This window comes from Labrenzia sp. C1B70, assembly GCF_000475395.1.
GTDB lineage: Bacteria > Pseudomonadota > Alphaproteobacteria > Rhizobiales > Stappiaceae > Roseibium > Roseibium algicola.
This window is the reverse complement of the sequence record NZ_AXCE01000012.1, coordinates 599,693-616,058: the sequence shown is the minus strand read 5'-3', so window position 1 is coordinate 616,058 and position 16,366 is coordinate 599,693. Positions and strand designations below refer to the sequence as shown.

General features: G+C 59.8%; 19 protein-coding genes. 9 read left to right on the top strand and 10 right to left on the bottom strand.

Going from position 1 to position 16,366, the window contains the following annotated elements; genetic code table 11:
- Positions 1 to 301 precede the first annotated feature (301 nt).
- The 3 genes from gatA to gatC are packed head-to-tail and all read right to left on the bottom strand — an operon-like array spanning position 302 to position 2,574.
- Positions 302 to 1,786: an Asp-tRNA(Asn)/Glu-tRNA(Gln) amidotransferase subunit GatA gene (gene gatA, locus Q666_RS51145; protein ID WP_023000568.1), complete on the bottom strand. Its 1,485-nt coding sequence runs from the start codon at positions 1,784 to 1,786 to the stop codon at positions 302 to 304.
- A gap of 12 nt (positions 1,787 to 1,798) precedes the next feature.
- Positions 1,799 to 2,272, bottom strand: coding sequence for a GNAT family N-acetyltransferase (locus Q666_RS51140; protein ID WP_023000569.1), 474 nt, complete (start codon positions 2,270 to 2,272; stop codon positions 1,799 to 1,801).
- A gap of 14 nt (positions 2,273 to 2,286) precedes the next feature.
- The gene (gene gatC / locus Q666_RS51135; RefSeq protein ID WP_023000570.1) at positions 2,287 to 2,574 is read right to left on the bottom strand and encodes an Asp-tRNA(Asn)/Glu-tRNA(Gln) amidotransferase subunit GatC; all 288 of its coding nucleotides are present in this window, start codon (positions 2,572 to 2,574) and stop codon (positions 2,287 to 2,289) included.
- Between the two features lie 156 nt (positions 2,575 to 2,730).
- On the opposite strand from gatC, the gene Q666_RS51130 reads away from it, so the two are divergent.
- From Q666_RS51130 to Q666_RS51115, 5 genes are all read left to right on the top strand, one after another.
- Positions 2,731 to 3,114 (top strand): darcynin family protein, encoded by a 384-nt coding sequence (locus tag Q666_RS51130; RefSeq protein ID WP_062488192.1) that lies wholly within the window; start codon positions 2,731 to 2,733, stop codon positions 3,112 to 3,114.
- Complete coding sequence (locus Q666_RS64950; RefSeq protein WP_023000572.1) at positions 3,107 to 3,715, top strand: TetR/AcrR family transcriptional regulator; 609 nt, start codon at positions 3,107 to 3,109, stop codon at positions 3,713 to 3,715. Before Q666_RS51130 ends, Q666_RS64950 begins: the two co-directional genes overlap by 8 nt.
- Positions 3,716 to 3,866: 151 nt before the next feature.
- The gene (locus tag Q666_RS51125; protein ID WP_031269160.1) at positions 3,867 to 4,361 is read left to right on the top strand and encodes a YHS domain-containing (seleno)protein; all 495 of its coding nucleotides are present in this window, start codon (positions 3,867 to 3,869) and stop codon (positions 4,359 to 4,361) included.
- Between the two features lie 233 nt (positions 4,362 to 4,594).
- Positions 4,595 to 5,392 carry a siderophore-interacting protein gene (locus Q666_RS51120; protein WP_035908823.1) on the top strand — a complete coding sequence of 266 codons (798 nt, stop codon included), beginning with the start codon at positions 4,595 to 4,597 and terminating at the stop codon, positions 5,390 to 5,392.
- Between the two features lie 168 nt (positions 5,393 to 5,560).
- On the top strand, positions 5,561 to 6,175 hold the full coding sequence (locus Q666_RS51115; RefSeq protein WP_023000575.1) for an MliC family protein: 615 nt from the start codon (positions 5,561 to 5,563) through the stop codon (positions 6,173 to 6,175).
- Between the two features lie 75 nt (positions 6,176 to 6,250).
- Here the strand turns inward: Q666_RS51115 and Q666_RS51110 are convergent, their stop codons facing one another.
- Positions 6,251 to 7,267, bottom strand: a complete 1,017-nt coding sequence (locus tag Q666_RS51110) for a 1-aminocyclopropane-1-carboxylate deaminase (RefSeq protein WP_023000576.1) — start codon at positions 7,265 to 7,267, stop codon at positions 6,251 to 6,253.
- A gap of 157 nt (positions 7,268 to 7,424) precedes the next feature.
- Here Q666_RS51110 and Q666_RS51105 point away from each other — a divergent pair, with 157 nt between their 5' ends.
- The 3 genes from Q666_RS51105 to Q666_RS51095 all read left to right on the top strand — a co-directional run bounded on the left by Q666_RS51105 (position 7,425) and on the right by Q666_RS51095 (position 9,945).
- Entirely contained in the window at positions 7,425 to 7,889 is a 465-nt protein-coding gene (locus Q666_RS51105; protein ID WP_023000577.1) for an Lrp/AsnC family transcriptional regulator, read from the top strand.
- A 212-nt stretch (positions 7,890 to 8,101) separates the two neighbouring features.
- The gene (locus tag Q666_RS51100; protein ID WP_023000578.1) at positions 8,102 to 9,316 is read left to right on the top strand and encodes a GTP-binding protein; all 1,215 of its coding nucleotides are present in this window, start codon (positions 8,102 to 8,104) and stop codon (positions 9,314 to 9,316) included.
- Positions 9,313 to 9,945: a DUF1826 domain-containing protein gene (locus Q666_RS51095; RefSeq protein WP_023000579.1), complete on the top strand. Its 633-nt coding sequence runs from the start codon at positions 9,313 to 9,315 to the stop codon at positions 9,943 to 9,945. Before Q666_RS51100 ends, Q666_RS51095 begins: the two co-directional genes overlap by 4 nt.
- Positions 9,946 to 9,969: 24 nt before the next feature.
- Here Q666_RS51095 and Q666_RS0133390 read toward each other — a convergent pair whose 3' ends face one another.
- The 6 genes from Q666_RS0133390 to Q666_RS51070 all read right to left on the bottom strand — a co-directional run bounded on the left by Q666_RS0133390 (position 9,970) and on the right by Q666_RS51070 (position 14,841).
- Positions 9,970 to 10,512 (bottom strand): NADPH-dependent FMN reductase, encoded by a 543-nt coding sequence (locus Q666_RS0133390; protein WP_023000580.1) that lies wholly within the window; start codon positions 10,510 to 10,512, stop codon positions 9,970 to 9,972.
- An 89-nt stretch (positions 10,513 to 10,601) separates the two neighbouring features.
- Entirely contained in the window at positions 10,602 to 11,225 is a 624-nt protein-coding gene (locus Q666_RS51090) for a LysE family translocator (RefSeq protein ID WP_023000581.1), read from the bottom strand.
- Between the two features lie 45 nt (positions 11,226 to 11,270).
- A complete protein-coding gene (locus Q666_RS51085; RefSeq protein WP_023000582.1) occupies positions 11,271 to 11,855 on the bottom strand; it encodes an HD domain-containing protein in 585 nt (194 codons plus the stop codon).
- The gene (locus Q666_RS51080) at positions 11,855 to 12,604 is read right to left on the bottom strand and encodes a pyridoxine 5'-phosphate synthase (protein ID WP_023000583.1); all 750 of its coding nucleotides are present in this window, start codon (positions 12,602 to 12,604) and stop codon (positions 11,855 to 11,857) included. The genes Q666_RS51085 and Q666_RS51080 overlap by 1 nt, the downstream gene beginning before the upstream one ends.
- A gap of 118 nt (positions 12,605 to 12,722) precedes the next feature.
- A complete protein-coding gene (locus Q666_RS51075) occupies positions 12,723 to 14,408 on the bottom strand; it encodes an SDR family oxidoreductase (protein ID WP_023000584.1) in 1,686 nt (561 codons plus the stop codon).
- Positions 14,401 to 14,841 carry a DCC1-like thiol-disulfide oxidoreductase family protein gene (locus Q666_RS51070; RefSeq protein ID WP_023000585.1) on the bottom strand — a complete coding sequence of 147 codons (441 nt, stop codon included), beginning with the start codon at positions 14,839 to 14,841 and terminating at the stop codon, positions 14,401 to 14,403. Before Q666_RS51070 ends, Q666_RS51075 begins: the two co-directional genes overlap by 8 nt.
- 255 nt (positions 14,842 to 15,096) lie before the next feature.
- Between Q666_RS51070 and Q666_RS51065 the strand changes: the two genes are divergently transcribed.
- Positions 15,097 to 16,356 carry a GGDEF domain-containing protein gene (locus Q666_RS51065; protein ID WP_023000586.1) on the top strand — a complete coding sequence of 420 codons (1,260 nt, stop codon included), beginning with the start codon at positions 15,097 to 15,099 and terminating at the stop codon, positions 16,354 to 16,356.
- The last annotated feature ends 10 nt before the right edge of the window (positions 16,357 to 16,366 follow it).

Genomic DNA, 16,366 nt, shown 5'->3' with positions numbered 1-16,366 from the left:
AAACCCATAATCCACGCTCCGTTATTGCCGGGCTCGACCCGGCAATCCATCCGGTTCGTATGAGGAGCCGCAAGCATAAGCGAATAACGATGAAAGGGCGCGGCTTCAATGCCACGTCTGAGCCATGGCATGACGGTGGAGGGATGTTTGCTCCAACCCAGTTCACGCCAGGAACATGCTCTTGAGGGGACTGCCGGCTCAAAGCGACGGCAATGTTATGGTCAGGCTGGACGGACCGGAGAAAATCGGGTGTGCAGCCCCGGGCCGATGAAAGGTCCGGGGCGCATATCAACAAACGGGATCAGCTCCACCAGGCTTCCGGTGAGAACGAGCCGGCGGCATCTTCGATGACCTGACCGACCTGGAACAGGGTGCTTTCCTCAAAGGGTTTGCCGATCAGCTGAAGACCGAGCGGCAGGCCATTGTTGTCGAGGCCGGCCGGAACGGAAATGCCCGGAAGACCGGCCATGTTCACGGTCACGGTAAAGATGTCGTTGAGGTACATTTTCACCGGGTCGGAATGAAGGTCCTGGTCGGCAACGCCGAAGGCTGCCGAAGGGGTTGCCGGGGTCAGGATTGCGTCGACGCCGTTTTCCCAGGCCAGGTCGAAGTCGCGCTTGATGAGAGTGCGAACCTTCTGGGCCTTCAGGTAGTAGGCATCGTAGTAACCGGCGGACAGCACATAGGTGCCGATCAGGATACGGCGCTTGACCTCTTCCCCGAAGCCTGCTGCACGGGTGTTCTCGTACATCTCTACGATGTCCTTGCCCGGAACGCGCAGGCCGTAGCGCACACCGTCGTAACGGGCGAGGTTCGAGGAAGCTTCCGCCGGTGCCACAATGTAGTAGGCCGGCAGGGCGTATTTGGTGTGCGGCATCGCAATGTCGACGATTTCCGCACCGGCGTCCTTCAGCCAGTCGATACCCTTCTGCCAGAGCGCTTCGATGTCGGCAGGCATGCCGTCCAGACGATATTCTGCCGGAATGCCGATCTTGAGGCCCTTCACGGATTTGCCGATGGCCGCTTCATAGTCCGGCACAGGCAGATCGACCGAGGTGGTGTCCTTGGCGTCGACGGAGGCCATGGATTTCAGCATGATCGCGCTGTCACGAACGGTGTGAGCAATCGGGCCGGCCTGGTCGAGCGAGGAAGCAAAGGCAACAACGCCCCAGCGGGAACAACGGCCATAGGTCGGCTTGATGCCGACAGTGCCGGTGAACGCGGCCGGCTGACGGATGGAGCCGCCGGTGTCGGTTGCCGTGGCACCCATGCACATGCGGGCGGCAACGGCAGCGGCAGAACCACCGGAAGACCCGCCTGGGACGAGATCCTGGTTCGAGTTCTTCTTCCGCCACGGGTTGATCACCGGACCGTAATAAGAGGTCTCGTTGGAGGAGCCCATGGCGAACTCGTCCATGTTCAGCTTGCCGAGCATGACCGCGCCGTCGGCCCACAGGTTGGACGTAACGGTGGATTCATAAGCGGGTTTGAAGCCGTCCAGAATGTGGCTGCAGGCCTGGGTGTGTACGCCCTGGGTGGCGAAAAGGTCCTTGATGCCAAGCGGGATGCCTTCCAGCGCACCGCCTTCGCCCTTGGCAAGCTTGGCGTCGGATGCCTTTGCCATGTCGCGCGCCTTGTCGGTGGTCACGGTGACATAGGCATTCAGCTTTTCATTGGCGGCTTCGATGTTCTTGATGAAGGCATCGGTCAGTTCCAGGGACGTGTAGTCCTTGTTTTTCAGGCCTTCGCGGGCCTCGGCAATGGTCAGTTTGGTCAGATCGGTCATGGATTTGAACTCTCAGGCGGCCACAAGCGGCCGGGAATAGAAGATGGAATAGGGACTGTCGGGATAATCGAGCACCGGTCCGCAGCGGCTGAAGCCGGCTCGTTCATAGATGCGCCAGGCTGCCGGGTGTTTGTCGCCGGTTTCCAGAACGAGCATGGAAATGCCCTCCCGGGTTGCCAGCTCAATGATCCGGTTCAGAATGCGGCTTCCCAGGCCGAGGCCCTGATAGGCCGGTCTGGTGTACATGCGCTTGACCTCGGCAATGCCGTCGGCGTGCCGGTGCAGGGCACCGCAGGCAGCTGCCTTGCCGTCAATCCGTGCAACGAAGACAGTCGTTGCCTCGCCGGACATCTCTTCAGCCGTCATGTGGTAGCAGGCCTCGGGCGGGCTAAGTGTCAGCAGCAGGTCGTTCAGCTCGGCAATCATCTCACCCATGTCGGCAGACAGGGACGTTTCGACGGCAATGGCTGGAACGGGTGCGATCATCCGGGTTAGTCCGCTTATTCGACGACTTTCGGCACCATGAAGAAATGATCTTCGGAGGCCGGTGCGTTCAGGGTGATGTCGGCAGCCTTGTTGCCGTCGGTCACGCCGTCAGCGCGCTTTTTCATGGTCTGTTCAACCACGGACGTCAGCGGTTCGACGCCGGAAATATCGACTTCGTCCAGTTGCTCGACAAAGCCGAGAATGGCGTTCAACTCGCCAGTCATGCGGGTCGCGTCTTCTTCGCTCACCTTGATGCGCGCCAGCCGGGCAACGCGTTTCACCGTATCGGTATCAACAGACATGTGTTCCTCGTCGTTACTGGTGCCTGAAGCGGAAATCCGCTTATGGCTTGCGCTCTTCTTGCGGCGGCCGCGCGGGGAAGGCAAGAGCGCAGGCTTGCCTTGCGGGAGAAATAAGAATAAATCGGTACCAATGGGAACCGAAATAGGAATTTGCACGTGATCCAGTCTTGCGAAACGATCCGGCCATTGCCGATGGCGGCCATCGTCTATCTGGCTTTCGAACCAGCCTGGCTGGCGCTCAGCCGCCAGGAAAGAGGCGAGATTGCCGGCCAGATCGGCACAATCCTGGCGCGTCATCCAGAGGTTGCTTTCGAGTGGTTCGACGCCGATGCCCTGGCAGGCGGGTTTTCGGATTTTGCGATCTGCCGGTTTTCCGACATGCGCGCCTATCATCACTTGTGGGAGGAACTGCGCGACACGGTGATCTTCTCAAAACCCTATGCGCGGATCGTCAACGTGACGACCGGCATCGAGAATGGCTTTCAGGACTACGAGGCAAATCTTCAAAGTGCTGCGGTTGCGGAGGCTGGAGATGCCTGAGGAAGGCGCTGCCGGCCGGCCGCGGGAGGGCCGGGTCAGCAAGGCGCTTCTGGAGGCCACGCTGATTGAGCTTGCCGAAAACGGCTACAAAAAGACGACGATTGCCGCCGTTGCGGCGCGAGCGCGCACCAGCAAGCAGGCGGTCTACCGGCGCTATGCGGACAAGGGGGCGCTGATTGCGGCGTCTGTCGAAGCAGCTCTTGCCAGTGTGAACCCGGCACCGCCTCAGCGGGGCAGTGTTGCGGAGGATCTGCGGCAATGTCTGTCGAACACCGTTGCGGCCTTGCAGGATACTGCGTTGGGCGCGGCGGTTCGGGCACTGGTTCCCTATCGAAGCAGACCGGACCTTGCTGGCGTCCTCGATGAGGCGGAGGCTGCCAGACGTCTGGTCTTGCGGCAGATCTTCATCGCGACCCCGTTCGAAGCTGACATGGAAGCACGGATCGACTTGCTTCTCGGCCTCATCTATTTCCGCCTGCTGATCCGCAATATCAGGATCGAGACGAGGGACATAGAAACGGCCATCTATCTGGTGCTGGGGCTGGTGGCACCGCGCCAACCCGTACCACGCCCGGATCTGCCGGGCCTCCCCGGATTGTGAAGACAGCCGCCATCACGATTTTCTCGCTCGCCGTTAGCGGCTCTGTGATCAAGGGTGATTGGCCAAATTCTGCGGCAGAAGACATGTTTTTTTCCGCGTGGAGCGTTAGGCTTCACCTGATCACGCCATTCTCACACCAATGGAGACGCACATGCCGCTCTATACGTCCAAATCCGTTCTGCTGGGACTGACCGCGCTCTTCTCCGCTGCTGCCTTTACCGCTTCCGCTGATGAGATCACCACTTTCACCAAAGGCGGGGCTGCAATCGGCGGCACCGATCCGGTTGCCTATTTCACGGACGGCAAGCCTGTTGCCGGCTCCGATGAATTTACCGCAGAATATGACGATGTGACCTGGAAGTTCTCGTCCGCGGAAAACCGTGACAAGTTCGTTGCCGACCCGGCGAAATATGCCCCTCAATACGGCGGCTTTTGTGCCTTCGGTGCCGCCATGGGTTTCAAGGTTCCGGTGGTGCCGGAAGCCTGGTCGATCGTCGACGGCAAGCTTTACCTGAACAACTCCCTGAAGGTGCAGGAGCGGTTCGAGGAAGATGTGCCGGGATATATCCGCAAGGCGACCCTCAATTGGGACATCATCAAGGAGAAGAACCCGGGCGATCTGAAAGAGCCGATCATCCGCGACTGATCTGCCGAGTGTTTTCCTGTCCTGAGCCCGTCATTCTGCGGGCTCAGGCTTTTTTCCGGAATAACATGAACCGCGCACGCGCCATCCAGGTCAGGCGCAGCGCGAACCTGGCTCGGGACCGCGCAGGTCTCTTCTGCAAGGTGCCGTTACACTTTTCCGAAAGGCAGATCTTTAAATCGGCTATCGTCGATGTTAAATCTTGAGATTATAACTCAAGATTTATGAGGTCCTCCTTGGCCACTCCTGCGAAACGCCAGCCCAGATTTCTAACCGTCAAGTCGACGCACTACCTCAGTCCAAATCTTATCCGTGTCACCTTTGCCGGCCCGGAGTTGCAGGGTTTTCCCGAAGGGCACGAGGGCGCGAACTGCAAGTTGCTGTTGCCGCGCGACGGCGAAAGCCGCGAGGCCTTTGAAGCGCATTATGCGCCGGACGGGCCTTCCGAACGCGTCCATCCGGTTCGCACCTATACCGTCCGTTCTTTCCGCCGGGATACGCTGGAACTCGATATCGACTTTGTTGCTCACGGCGACGAAGGGCCTGCAACGCGCTGGGCGCAGCGGGCGGCAGAGGGAGATTTCCTGGGCTTTCTCGGCCCAAGCCAGCCGAAAATCACCGAGTTTCATGCCGACTGGTATTTGCTGGCCGCAGACCTTTCGGCAATGCCGGTGGTCGAAGCGACGCTGGAGGCTATGCCGCGCGCGGCAAGGGGTCTCGTGCTGTTCGAAGTTCCGTCAGAAGACGACAAGCGCGAGATTGCAGCACCAGAAGGCGTGGAAATCAGATGGCTGGTTCAGGAAAACCCGCATCTGCCTTCAACGGCGCAGGTTGACCTCGTGAAATCTCTGGAATGGCCTGCGGGAACGATCCAGACCTGCATTGCAGGTGAAAGCTCCGTCATTCGGGCCCTTCGAGATCATCTTCACAACGAGCGGAAAGTGCCGAAGGCGGACACCTACATTTCCGGCTACTGGAAAATCGGACTTGTCGAGGACGAGCATCAGCAGCTCAAACGGGCGGAAGCTGCCTGAGGCCTCTTGCTGGAACATCGCACTTCTCGCCGGTTGGGCTCGCTCCAGCCGGGGGGATGCAGAAGGCCGGTCTGACCTTGCGGTCGAATATCTGCCGGAGACCCAAATCTTGCCATCAACCTGAGATCCGTTAGATCTGTTGTTACAGGTCTTTCGGGAGGCATTCTCATGCGTGGTTTTGCAGTTGGTCTTGGGCTCGTTGTTGCCGGGTTCGCCTTTGTGCCGGCGGCTTGGGCCGCCGGCCCGGCCTTCGATTGTGCGAAGGCGGAAAGTTCGGCCGAAAAGCTGGTCTGTTCGAATGATGATCTTGGAACACTGGACCAGAAACTGGCCGATATCTATGAAGGCGCGGTTGGCGTCGTGAAGTCGCTTGATGCTGGCGCCGAAGAGGAACTCAACACGCTGAAGGCCTATCAACGCGGCTGGGTGAAAGGGCGCGACGAATGCTGGAAGAGTGACGACGAACTCTCCTGCGTCCGCTCGGCCTATGAACGCCGGATCGCGGAACTGACAGCGCGCTATCAACTGATCAAGGGACAGGCCCCGGTCTTTTACACCTGCAACGAAAACCCGGCAGACGAGATCGTGGCGACCTTCTTCGATACCGAGCCACCGTCTGCACGGTTGGAGCGCGGTGACACGACCGAGATCGTGGTGCAGGGTCCGAGCGGATCCGGCGCGCGCTACGAAGGCGATTTCGGCATTCTTTTCTGGATCAAGGGAGACGAGGCCATGGTGGACTGGCCTCAGGGCACGTCTTTCGATTGCAAGGTGCGAAGCTGACAGGCCTTTGACCGCCTGTCAGACCGCAGAAAAAAAGTCGGCCGTTGCGATAAGGCAGCGGCCGCCTGCTCATAATCAGCCGTCCTTGTAATAGTAGCTATAGCCATTGAGGGCGGGGGCGCCGCCGAGGTGCGCATAGAGTACCTTCGATCCGGCGGGAATCTTGCCAAGCTTGACCAGGTCGATCATGCCTTGCATGGATTTGCCCTCGTAGACCGGGTCGGTGATCATTGCCTCGGTCTTGGCGGCAAGCCGGATGGCGTCGTTTGTCTCTTCAGAGGGAACACCATACGCGGGGTAGGCGTAATCGGGATTGATCACGATCTCGTCGTCACGGACCGCGCGGCCAAGTTCCACAAGGGAGGCCGTGTTGTCGACGATCTGGCGAACCTGCGCACGGGTCTGGTCAAGGGTGCCGGAGGCGTCGATGCCGATTACGCGGTCCGCCCGGTTCTGGTCGGCGAAGCCCACGATCATTCCGGCCTGGGTGGAGCCGGTAACCACGCAGACGATGATATAGTCGAACGTGAAACCAAGCTCTTCTTCCTGCTGCTTCACTTCCTCGGCAAAGCGCACGTAACCAAGGCCGCCGTATTTGTGGACGGATGCCCCGGCAGGAATGCCGTAAGGCGTGCCACCCGCATCGCGAACGGACTGCATTGCGTCTTCCCAGCTCTGGCGAATGCCGATGTCGAAGCCGTCGTCGACCAGACGGGAATCCGCCCCCATCAGACGCGTCAGCAGAATGTTGCCGACCCGGTCGTAGACCGCATCGTAGTGCGGTACCCATTTTTCCTGCACCACGACGCATTTCATGCCGATCTTTGCGGCGGTGGCTGCAACCATGCGGGTGTGGTTGGACTGGACACCGCCGATGGAAACCAGCGTGTCTGCGCCGGAAGCGATCGCGTCGGGCACGATATATTCCAGTTTCCGCAGCTTGTTGCCGCCAAAGGCAAGGCCGGAGTTGCAGTCGTCCCGCTTTGCATAAATGTCCACCTTGCCGCCAAGCGCTTCGGAAAGCCGGGGTAGAGGTTCGATGGGCGTTGGGCCGAAGGTGAGGGGATAGCGTTCAAACTTGCTGAGGTTCATGGAGCACACCGGATTGATTGTTGACCCTTTGAGCCTTGCAGAAAATTTCAGAAAGGTGCTTTCAAAGTTTGATGTATTTTTTCTGTTAATTAGAACTTGAGGCGGATATTGATTCCTCAATCATCGAATTTATGTCGAAAAACTGAAAGATTCTTCCATGGCTGGTGAGCTCGACCGGGTCGACCGCAAAATTCTCAAGCTGCTGCAGGAAGATGGCCGCCTCAGCAACGCCGAACTTGCCGGTCTGGTAAATGTCAGCCCGGCGACCTGTCACAGGCGGACGCAGCGGCTGTTCGACGAGGGTTTCATTCAGGGCGTGCGCGCGCATATCGATCCGCAAAAGGTCGACAGATCTGCCCTTGTGATCGTGGGTGTGGTGCTGGACCGGTCGACGCCACAAAGTTTTGCGGAGTTTGAAGAGGTGGTTCGCAAGGCGGACTTTGTTCTCGACTGCCACCTGGTGGCGGGCGACTTCGATTATTTCCTGAAGATCCGCACACGGGACATGACGGACTTCAACAAACTGCACGGCGAAAAGCTGATTGCGCTGCCGGGTGTGCGCCAGACCCGAACGTTTTTTGTCATGAAGGAAGTGACGGACAACGCTCCGCTGCCTTTCTGAAATAGTTCGGCTTCCTTGGCCGGCCGGTCGCCGGCCTCGCAGACCGGAAGACTGATGAGCGCCCCGGATCTGCTGCCTGAAATTCCCTTCCATTGTTCTGCCGTCAGTGAGCCTCGATCGCCCTGGTTCAAAAAACGGTTGCCTTGGTCACCGGCAATAAAGTACAGATTTGATATGTAATAACATAACATATCAAACTTGCTGGAGGCCTTATGTCCGATCGACGCCTGCCTGTAACCGTTCTGTCCGGGTTCCTTGGAGCGGGAAAAACCACCTTGCTCAATCGCATCCTCAACAACCGTTCCGGGTTGAAGGTGGCTGTAATCGTCAACGACATGTCGGAAGTGAATATCGACGCAGACCTGGTGCGGGCAGGCGGCGCGGAGCTGAGCAAGACCGAGGAAACCCTTGTCGAGATGTCCAATGGCTGCATCTGCTGCACCTTGCGCGACGATCTGCTGAACGAGGTTCGCCGCCTGGCTGGCGAAGGGCGGTTCGACTACCTGCTTATTGAATCAACGGGGATATCCGAACCGTTGCCGGTGGCAGCGACTTTCGAATTCCGAGACGAAGCCGGCGACAGCCTTGCCGATGTGGCAAGGCTCGACACGATGGTGACGGTGGTCGATGCGGTCAATCTGCTGAAGGATTACTCCAGCCATGATTTCCTGAGCGATCGGGGCGAGGTGCTGGGCGAGGAGGACGAACGCACGCTGGTGCATCTCCTGACGGACCAGATAGAGTTTGCCGATGTGGTGGTTCTCAACAAGGTGGGTGCCGCGTCGGCCGGACAGGTGGATGCTGCCCGCAAGATCATCCGCAGTCTCAACGCGGATGCGAAGATTATCGAGACCGACTACTCGGAAGTCTCGCCTTCCGACATCCTGAACACGGGGCTCTTCAATTTTGAAAAGGCTCATGAACACCCGATGTGGGCCAAGGAGCTTTACGGCTTTGCCGACCACATTCCTGAAACCGAGGAATATGGTGTTGCCTCCTATGTCTACCGGGCACGGCGGCCGTTCGATCCGGAAAAGATCCATGAGCTGCTCAACGGGCAGTTACCGGGTGTGATCCGCGCCAAGGGCCATTTCTGGATCGGCAGCCGGCCGCAGTGGGTGATCGAGTTCTCGTTGGCCGGGGCGCTCTCCAGCATCAGTCCGCTTGGCACCTGGTGGGCGTCGGTGCCGAAGGAGCGTTGGCCGGATGACGACCGCGCCCGGGCCTATGCGAAGTCGCTCTGGGTCGAGCCGTTTGGCGACCGGAGGCAGGAAATTGTCTTTATTGGTGCGGGCATCGACTGGCCGCTTCTGAAAAGCCGGCTCGACGCGTGCCTGATCGGCGAAAACGCGGGGAACGAACTTTCGGCCTTTGCGCAACTGCCGGATCCCTTTCCAGCCTTCCGCCATGCGGACCGCGCAGCATGACAGCGCTGGAACCGAAAGTGGACGCCTTTTCGAACGGGCCTGCCGCACGGGATGTGATTATCGGCCGGGATCCGAACATTCTCGCCGACATTCGCGATCCGGGCATCGCCGCCGCTATCTGGCGGCGAACGCCGGATCCCGAATTTCAGAGGTGGGTGAATGCCTTGCCGAAAGACAACCTGCCGGACCTGCGCACGGTGGTGCCTGTGCATCTGGCAGAGGCGGCTGTCCGGGCGGCTTGCGAGAGTCATGGACTTCCTGCGTGTCGGGAGAGGGACATGCTGGCAAGTGATGTCGGGGCACTTGCCCTGATGCTGGCAAAGACGCTGACAGTGCGTCTGCTGCGATTGCGGCTGGATGTTTCGGAAGACGTCATGTGTCCGAAGTTCCACCTGGACAATGTTCGCGCCCGGTTGTTGTGCACGTATCGCGGGGCGGGAACGGAATATGTGCCGGAAAATGTGGCCGAGGAGCCTGGTCGCATCCGTCAGGTGCCGCCTGGGGGCGTTGCCGTTTTTCGCGGCCGGCAATGGTCCTGCGACGAAAGAACCGCTCTCTTGCACCGGTCTCCGGCCGCAACTCCGGCAGGTGGCCCGCGGCTTCTTCTGGTAATCGATCCGGCAGACTAGGCGGGCTGGATTTCCGAAGGGGGTTCAGCCACGCTCTCGGCTTAGCCAGGTTTGATATCGGTCGAGGTGTCGCGTGACGATCGCGGCAAGGGAGGCATCCGTACAGATCATCTCAGGGGTGATGGCATTGCTGGTGAGGCCAAGCGAAAATCCGGCTTCGCTGACGATTTCGGCGGACATGGTCCGGAGGATCTCTCCCAGCTGAACCGGGGCAAAGGCGTGGCGGGAGGTGACGTGGGCAAGCGCGACTGGCTTGCCCGGAAACTTCTGACAACCAACCATCCAGTCGAGAGTGTTTTTGAAACTGCCGGGCAGTGCATGCATGTATTCCGGCACGGCGAACAGCAGCCCGTCGGCGCGCGCAACCTGTTCGCGCAGGTCGATGACGATCTCCGGCAGGTGGTCGGTAATATCCAGATCCGGCACGAAATGCGGCAGATCGCCGATGCGGTCATAGCGGTTGAGAACGAGCCCGTCGGGCGCCAGTCGTTCTGCTGCGCTCAGCAGGGCCAGATTGGACGATGCGGCACGAAGACTGCCGCAAAATGAAAGGATCCTGAAGGGCAAGGGACTGGTCCGGTTGAAGGAGGCTAGGGGCGAGCCTATCGGATTCGCCCCGTATCGTGATCCCCCAACGACCGACCAGTTTGCGCCTTTTACCGGCTGGCAGCGGCCAGTGCTGCACCAAAGCCGACAAAGAGCGTGCCTGTGATCCGGCGTACCCACAGCATGCGCTTTGCAGACGTCAGGAAGCGGCGCATGTGACCGCCTGCGTAGGCAATTGCGGCATGGTTGGCGAAACACAATGCGGCGTAGGTGAAGGACAGCACCGAGATCTCCGTGAGATCGATGCCGTCGGCGCGCATGAATTGCGGGAACAGCGCGGTGATGACCAGAATGGCCTTTGGATTGGTGACGGAAACGAGCAGCGCCTCCAGAAACAGCTTTCTGGGGCTTTTGCGGGCAATCAGGACACCATCTTCCACGTGAAAGGCAGACTTGTCGCGCCAGATCTTGAGGCCGATGAATATGAGATAGGCGGCACCAATGACCTTCAGCACCGTGAAGGCCACGGCGGAGGCTGCCATCAGGGCGCCGAAGCCGAGGGCGACCGCGTATCCCAGGATTACCAGTCCCGTGGCATTGCCTGCCGCGGAAGCGAGGGTCGCGTTACGGCCGAACCGGAGCGTGTTGGAAATGGCCAGCATGACTGCCGGGCCGGGACTGACGGCAGGCAGGAGCGAGACGGCAATAAAGACGAGCCAAAGATCTATCGGCATTTCGGTTCTCGAGAAAAGGCTGCGGGGTGCAGCCGGAAGGATGTTTCAGGGCAGCAGCCGGCCGTCGCGTACGGCCTTGTTCAGCAGGTCCTGGGCAAAATCCCAAAGACCCGGGAAGGGAGACAGGCGGGATTCCTTCGTCAGCTTCAACGCTTCGGCGGAAATGGGTTCATGGGTCGGATCGTCCAGGCCGGATGCAAAGACCAGCACCATCGGATGCAGCGCGTCCATCGCGTTGGCGAATTTCGCCTCCGGTGTTTCGTTGGCTTCGAACTCCAGCCAAAGAGACTTGAAATCCAGGCCTTGCGATGAGGGAAGCAGGGCGAACAGTCGGCTTGCGGCTGCCTGTTCCAGATCCTTGATGCCGGCCCGATTGTCGTCTGTGACCCAGTGGTCGCCTGCGTCGATCTCGACCAGGTCGTGAACGGCGAGCAGCTTGACGACGTGGTTGATGTCGGTGCCGGCAGGGGCGTGCTCGGCAAGCGTCAGCGTCTGCAGGATCACGTGCCAGCAGTGCTCGGCCGTGGTCTCGCGCCGGGCGCCGCCCGTGAGCTGGTTCAGCCGGACGACTTCCTTCAGCTTGTCGGTTTCCAGAAGAAACGCGACCTGCTTCTCCAAAGTGTCGTTCATCAGATCTCGCCCATGGCCCGGCGGAAGCGGGCAACGCTTTCGGCAAAGCCATGGATCAGCGCATCGGCGGTAAAGCCGTGGCCGATCGACATTTCCCGAATGAAGGGCGCGCGTGCCATCAGGGCAGGAATGTTTTCGACGGTCAGATCATGCCCGGCATTGACGCCGAGCCCGCAGGCCTGGGCGGCTTCCGCCGTGGCGACAATCATGTCGAGTTCCTTTTCGGCGCGTGCCGGATCGTCGTAGCAGGCACCATAAGGGCCGGTGTAGATCTCGATACGTTCCGCCCCGAGCCTGGCAGCGTGTTCGGGAGCCGCCGGGTCCGGATCGCAGAAGAGCGAGACCGTGACCGCCCACTCCTTGGCGGCGGCAATCGCCGTTTCCAGCGCGCCGGTGTCTTTCGAAAAGTCCCAGCCATGGTCCGAGGTGGACTGCTGCGGGTCGTCCGGCACGAACAGGACCTGTTCGGGGCGAGCTTCCTCCACCAGCTTCATGAAATCGGGGGCCGGATAGCCTTCCAGGCACAGTTCCTTGTTCGGGAACCGGTCCTCGATCAGCTCGGACAGCTCGAACACGTCCGTCTTGCGGATATGGCGTTCGTCCGGACGAGGATGCACGGTGATGCCCTTGGCGCCGGCATCCATCGCGATGGCCGCAAGGCCAGTCACGCTCGGCCAGGGCAGATCCCGGCGATTTCGCAACATGGCGATGGCGTTGACATTGACGGAAAGGCGCGAAACGGCAGGCATGATTGATAGTCCGGTGAAAACGGTTCTGATCTGGCTTTAAGAGACTGGGTCAGGTTCGCAAGATTGTGTCAAAAGCCGTTGAAGTCAAACGAGGAATTGTCACTAGAGACAATGTTTTTCACTGTTGGTGGGGCTTCAGCCACCCTTGATATCGCACGAGCCGCCCGAGACCGGGCAGGGAGATCTCGACGTCGAAGCGGAAGATGCCATCCGGTGCCGTCTCGGCTGTTTCGCTGATCGGCAACAACCAGCGCGGCAAGGGAATGCCAAACAGCTTGCCACTGCGAACGGGGTAGGCGAGTGCATCGCCCTTCAGGTTCAGGTTCAGGTGAATGTTGAACGTTGTTGGTCCGAAGCGCTCCTGAACCACGCCGGACCCCGGTGCACCTGACAGGCTGAGCACGGACCGGAAAGTCTTGCCGCCGAAATTGCGCTGCCAGATTTCCTTGTCGCCCTGCCGCTTGATGGTCACTTTCACCGGAATTGCATCTGCTTCGGGCGGAAAGCCGACGATACGGCACAGCAACTGGCCGAGCCATGAGGTGCCGCGCGTGACCTTTGCCTCACCGATCCATTGCCGGAGGTCAAACACTGTGTGAAGGGAGCGGATCTCTTCCGGCAAAGCTTTGAAGGTGCTGCTGCCGAGTGCCTGCTGGAACAAGACCGGTGCCGCGTGCTTTGCAGAGAAGGTGCGAACGTTCAGATGAGCGGTGGCCTCCTCGACGTCTGCCAGTCTGAATTCACCAAGGCTCGGCCGCGCTCCGGCTGGAACAACACCTTCGACAAGGTGCTTGCACAAGATAGCGCCCGGGACTGCCGGGATATGCGGCCCGTCGCCAGCTTCCGCAATCAGTGTCCAGCTGGCGGCCAAGGGCTGGCCGTCCTTGCCAAGCCCGGCAAGCCGGACTTCCATGCCGCCGCGGTCGGACCCGAACCGTTCGAACCAGCCCGCGACAGTACGAAGGAGTGGAGCGGCAGCTTGCAGTGACCTGACAAGGCGAAGACGCACCAGCCAGGAGAGAGCCCAGAGGCCCAGATGAAGGAGGGAGAGTTCAAGTCCCGCCCGGAACAGCACCGTTCGGGCGTTGTAGACCTTGGGAAAGAGTGTCAGATCCGGCGCGCCGATGAAACTCGACCAGCGCTTTGAAAGGCCGCTGCTGCCTTCAGGGCCGATCCGGCGCCGGGAGAGACCGGACCAGCCGATGACCTTTGTCCATCCGCCATCGCGGTAGACGGAAACGGGCTTGCCGGACTGGGTCAGGATCGCTTCGATGACGGAGAGGCCACGAGGTGCACGATTGCCCGGCAGGATGGTGCTTTCGATCAGGTCGACCTGTGAGAACTCATGCCGAAGAGCTTCGACCGCAACGGAAGAGAGAGCCGGTACGCTGGAAACGCCTGACAGCACGGTCAGTCCGCTCAAGCGTGCCTGCTCATCGAGCAAAGTAATGCCGCTCGTGTACCCGGCATCGTCGGAAAGATCCAGGTAATGGCTACCGGTGGCAAGCGCTGCTTCCGCAACAGCGTAGGGGGATTGCCGGTAGGCCTGAAACGGTCCGGCGGCGTCGACGGTGACGAAAGGGCGAAGGGCGAGAAGGGCAGCAGCGAAATCAGGTGCCGTCCGATCCAGAACGGCGGCAGTGCCACCATGCCGGCGACAGAAGTCTTCAGCCTTTTGTTGGCTGCGGCCTGCAACGATGACCTCCAGATGCTCGTTCCTCAGCAGCGCCTCGGCCAGTTTTCCGCCGAAAACGCCATAGCCACCGAGTACGACAATCCGCTTCCTTCGGGAAAGTTCAGTCAAGAAGCCGTTCCTTCAGCGCCGCCGACGGCAGGGGACAGGTTCGTCTGCCGAGCAGATAGCGGTTTTGGGCAATCCTGTCATAAGTCCAGTCCGCGAGCCTGCGCGGCAGAAGATCCAGCACCGTGAGCGCCTTCCAGGGCCAGCCGAGACTTTTCATGGCTGCGGTGAAGGACGCCATTTTGGTGTAGGCCCGGCCGCGGCAGATAACGATGTTGGTTTCCATCTTCTGCGGGTCGAGCCCGTGGTGCCGGTAGAGTGTCTGACCGATTTCCGAGTGGGCGTCGACAAAGCGAAAGCCTGCTGTCCGGTCGTGCCTGGCGACGAACCGGGCAAAGCCGGAGCACAGAACGCAAATGCCATCAAAGACGATCAGGTTGTCGGGAAGATGTGCAAGGGCAGGCGGGGCCGGTTTGACGTTGCGTCTGGTTTCCATCGTCTTGGGGCTTTCGCGGGCAATGACAGGTTTCCGCCTCTCATGTAGGGCTGCAACGCAGGGTTCGGCGAGCCCGCACAAGGTCGCAGTACAGTATTACGACTAGGTTTTCAGGTTCCGCCGTTTCCTCTAAGACTGGCCGCAAGGGGCCCGATTCTTAAGCTTGTTCCGGACTGAAACCGATTTCGGTGTCGATCCGAACGAGAATCAATGCATACATCGAGGTCTCGGATCGAGAAAACTACCAGGTAATCCATGGCCATCTCCAACGCGCTCCTCCTCTTGGCCCAGGCAGCCGTTTATTTCATCGTCATGATGAGCCTTCTGCGGGCTCGTCAGGTGATCGGTATCGGCGTCTTCATGTGCGCGCTTGGTGTGATGCATTTCCTGGAAACATATCTCGCCAGCGTCTTTTACATCGAGTTGCCGTTCGGCATCGTCTCCCCCGGGTCGACAGTGCTTTTTTCCGGCAAGCTTCTGATGATCCTGCTGCTTTACATCCGTGAGGATGCGCTGATCGTCCGCCAGCCGATCTACGGCCTGTTGATCGGCAACTTCCTGATCGTCGCGCTGGTGATGATTCTGCGGAACCACGATACCATCTCGGTGACGGACGGCCGAAATCCGGATTTCGCCTTTATCGATGAAATGGGACTGCTGATGGTCTGGGGCACCATCTTGCTGTTTGTCGACGCGATCGCGATCATCGTGCTTTATGAGCGGATCGGCAATTGGGTCGGGCGGCACCTTGGCCTGCGTTTCCTGATCTGCGGCGCGGCAGTGCTGACTTTCGACCAGGCCGGGTTCTTCCTGGCGCTGCATTATGTTTCCGGTGCACCCTGGCATGTGTTTGTCGGCGGCTGGGCAGCCAAGATGGTGGCTACGCTGGTCTATACGGCGCTGTTCATCCTCTACCTGAAGTATTTCGACAACGAGAGCAGCTGGCTCACCAACAGGTCCTTCAAGGACGTGTTTCAGGTGCTGACCTACCGGGAGCGCTACCACAAGCTTCTGGAAGCTTCCATTCGCGATCACCTGACCGGCACGCTTCACCGCAGCCAGTACGACCAGAATGCGCCCAAGATCCTGGCCAAGAACCTGCAGGAAAACCGACCCCTGTCACTGCTCGTGATCGACATCGATCACTTCAAGCAGGTGAACGACCGGCATGGCCACCAGGCCGGTGACGAGATCCTGAAGATGGTTGCCCGGCTTCTGGCCGACAACCTGCGTTCCGACGATCACCTCTACAGGGTGGGCGGCGAAGAGTTCGTGCTTCTGTGCGAGAAACTGTCGGTCGAAGGCGCGACCTCCATGGCCGAGCGGCTGCGCAAGGCGATCGAGCGCTTCAGCAAGATCTATCTTCCGGAAAAGGTAACGGTCAGCATCGGTCTGGCCAGTGCGCCGCAGGACGGCGACACAATGGAGGCCCTGTTCCGGCAGGCGGACCTTCGGCTTTATGAAGCCAAGAAACAGGGGCGCAACCGGGTCTTCAGTCCGGTCACGGTGGATTAGAGCAATCTGG